The sequence below is a fragment of the Bradyrhizobium lablabi genome, assembly GCF_001440475.1.
In the GTDB taxonomy this organism is placed as follows: Bacteria; Pseudomonadota; Alphaproteobacteria; order Rhizobiales; family Xanthobacteraceae; genus Bradyrhizobium; species Bradyrhizobium lablabi.
Genome location: NZ_LLYB01000089.1, coordinates 1 through 3,165, shown reverse-complemented (window position 1 = coordinate 3,165; position 3,165 = coordinate 1). Strand labels below are relative to the sequence as shown.

Genomic DNA, 3,165 nt, shown 5'->3' with positions numbered 1-3,165 from the left:
GAACGATATTCGCGTCTTCCTGCAATGANGTAAACGCTCGGTCAGCAGAGTTCCAGATGCCGTAATGGGCTCTGCTCCGAACAAGGGGTGATGATGGTGGCTGTCCCCCGATAGATGATGAAAACGGGGCCACGACTTGGGGTCGGCACCAAGCGCCTGGAGACGGAGAAAAGCCGTGGAGAACTATGCCGGAATTGACGTGTCGTTGGAACTGAGTTCGCCGTCAGGACGGCTTGTGAGACAAATTGAAGGGTTTTGCGGGGGGAGGATTTCTGGTTCATCGTAGCCACCAGGAGCGAAGATGAAGCAGAAATCCGGACCGGGCGAAGCACCGGCAGAACAAGAAGACATTCGGTGCCAGACCCGCCGGCAGTATTCAGCTGAAGAGAAGGCCGGTATCGTGCTGGAAGGACCGCGGGGCGAGGAGAATATCTCCGAGCTGTGCTGGCGCGAGGGCATTGCCGCCTTAATGTGCTATGGCTGGTCCAAGGAGTTCCTCGAAGCCGGGCTAAGCGGCTCGAGAAGGGCATGCAATATGTGCGCGGCGCTCCGCATCATCCCAACTACTACCTACGCGGCGATCTCGAGCGGTAGGTCCAGGCTTTCCTCGAACACTATTTCGTCGTCTGTGAAGAATTCCCAAGCCGTTGATTTGGAATCCGGAAACGGCATTTAGCGGTAACTGGATTTGCCGGAAAGCAGGTCTTTGGGGTGGGATTCCTTGCAAACTTGATTTGTGATTCACTCGCGCAGAACCGGCGTTGGCGAGGGATTCGATGCGGCCACGAGAGCGTAGCGAGACGGGGGAGCAGGATCTTTTCCGCTCGCGGCTCGATCAGATCATCGACATGAAGCATCCGCTGGTGACGCTGGGCCGCACGATGGATTGGAGGTTCCTGGAGGAACGGTTCGGCGAGGTCTACACCGATGATCCCGGCCGGCCGCCGCTGCCGACGCGCTTGATGGCGGGGCTGGCGATCCTCAAGCACACCTACGACCTGTCCGACGAGGTGCTGTGCGAGCGATGGGTCGAGAACCCCTATTACCAATACTTCTGCGGCGAGGAGTTCTTCCAGCACCGGCTGGTGTTCGATCGCTCGTCGCTGACGCGCTGGCGCCACCGGATGGGCGAGGAACGGCTGGCTGCGCTGATCCAGGAGAGCCTGTCGGTTGCCACCAGGACCAAGGCGATCAAGCCGTCCGAGCTGTCACGGGTGATCGTCGGTCGAGTAGCCCCGGGGAATTGCACCCCGAGGCTCTCACGAAACCGGACGTGAACCTCTCGATTCATCCGGCTTCTATCTTCCAGCCGCAGGTCGAATGCCGACTCGCCACAAATAGAGTAGGTTCGGATCGCGCTGTGCGAGCCGTCCCAACCAATATACTGAGGCGACTTTCCGGCCTTTCAACCGCTTGTATTTCCGCCTCGTCCAATGGGCGAGCGCGTCGTTAACGTGACGAAGGACGTTGACACATTCCGTTCGGTAAAACCGTCCGTAATAGTTCAGCCATCCTTGCACGACAGGATCAATCAGCTTGGCGAGTTCTTCAAGACTCCAGTGGTTTCGCGTCGAACCCAGTCGCCATGAGCGAATGGTTTGTCAGATTCCTTTGGCAGCCTTGTTGCTGATTGCCGGGAGGAAGTTGAGGAACTTCTTGCCCTTTCGATCGCGAGCGCTGCGCGGCTGGAAGGTGTAGCCAAGGAAGTCGAACGAGATGTGTTCGCATTCCTTTCTCCGNTTTATTATCCTTGCAGTAGACGATCCGGGTTTTCTCCGGGTGGAGCTCCAGANCCGCATTCCGCAAGACGTTTCCGGATCGCCTCCATCACGGTTTGAGCCTCGCTTTCAGTTCTGCAATGGACTATCGCATAGTCAGCGTATCTTTCGAAACACAAACAAGGGAAGGTCCGCTGCATCCAGTGATCGAATGCATAGTGCAGAACCAAATTTGCGAGCAGCGGTGAAACCACTGAACCCTGAGGGGTTCCGCGTGTTCTCTCCACAAGGATTCCGTCTTCTTTCTCCACGGGAGCTTGCAGCCACCGCTTTACGTAGAGACGAATCCAGCTCAGTTTCGTGTGGTTGGCGACGGCCTTTTCGATCAGGTGCCAAGGAATCGAGTCGAAGAACGACTTGATATCAAGGTCGATAACCCAGTCGAATTTCCAGCAACGCTTTCGCGCTGTCCCCACTGCGTCAAGCGCCGAACGGCCGGGCCGATAGCCGTAGGAGTCGGGATGGAATATTCCTTCCATCGTCGGCTCCATAACCATCTTTGCAACCGTCTGAGCCACGCGGTCAGCTAAGAGGGTATTCCTAACGGACGCTTCCCTCCATTAGCCTTGGGAATTTCCACGAGACGGACGGGAGGCGGAAAGTATGTCCCCGACGACATTCGATTCCAGATCTTGTAGAGGTTTCTCTTCAAGTCCTTTTCGAATTCCTCGATGGAGACCCCGTCCACACCCGCTGACCCGCGGTTCGCTTTCACCTGTTTCCAAGCTTCCCAAACGAGATGTTTGGGGATCTGATACGACTTTGCCTCAGTCATCGGCTCCTCCCGTTTCCGGTTGGCCTGTGACTTTGGCTGGAAGATCGGGTCCCTTCGCTCCGCCCGTATTACCGGGCCTCATCACTATTACGAACCCGTCCGCCCCTACGTCGCGCATTGGTACTCTGCCCTCGGCGGGTCCGCCGCCTTTGGGGTCTCCCTTGGCATTGCGACGCAGGTTCCCATGTTCCGCGCAAGAGCCTGCCATCGGGATCACGCCGCCTCTACACCGGTTGCCGCCCGGCCAATAGACAGGCTCTCGCCGCGCTTGATCCCAGAAGGTGGTATCGCCCCTGGTTTCGACAACACCTGAACTGTACTTTCGATGCATCATCGGCGGTTTACTTGCGTTCGTCTTCCCGTGGCTCACCTGACAGGCTGATTGCCCGCCTTTTCCAGCAACGCTCACCACTTCAGCCATTGAGCTAAAGCAGCTTGTGGCGGTTTGGACTCTGATCCTGCAATCCGAGTCGAGGGGCCTGCCCTCATCTCTTGCGCAGCAAGGCTGCTCGGAAGATGGTCTACATACTCAACCTCCTTCTTCGCGCCGTCATGGCGCACATACCACGGTGCAGCCAAAGGCCATCACCTTCCCGACCAATGCCAAGCTGC

Annotated in this window: 1 protein-coding gene and 3 pseudogenes; 2 read left to right on the top strand and 2 right to left on the bottom strand. The window is 57.4% G+C overall.

Annotation, left to right across the window (positions count from 1 at the left end):
- Positions 1 to 301 precede the first annotated feature (301 nt).
- Together CQ14_RS25665 and CQ14_RS25660 are read left to right on the top strand one after the other, a co-directional pair.
- Positions 302 to 508 (top strand): annotated as a pseudogene (locus tag CQ14_RS25665) (transposase); the annotation flags it as partial.
- 268 nt (positions 509 to 776) lie between these two features.
- Positions 777 to 1,223: pseudogene (locus tag CQ14_RS25660) on the top strand (transposase); the annotation flags it as partial.
- A gap of 75 nt (positions 1,224 to 1,298) precedes the next feature.
- Here the strand turns inward: CQ14_RS25660 and CQ14_RS47885 are convergent.
- Both CQ14_RS47885 and ltrA read right to left on the bottom strand, forming a co-directional pair.
- Positions 1,299 to 1,580, bottom strand: coding sequence for a group II intron maturase-specific domain-containing protein (locus CQ14_RS47885; protein WP_347337159.1), 282 nt, complete (start codon positions 1,578 to 1,580; stop codon positions 1,299 to 1,301).
- 213 nt (positions 1,581 to 1,793) lie between these two features.
- A pseudogene (ltrA, locus tag CQ14_RS46700) lies at positions 1,794 to 2,493 on the bottom strand (group II intron reverse transcriptase/maturase); the annotation flags it as partial.
- Positions 2,494 to 3,165: the final 672 nt, after the last annotated feature.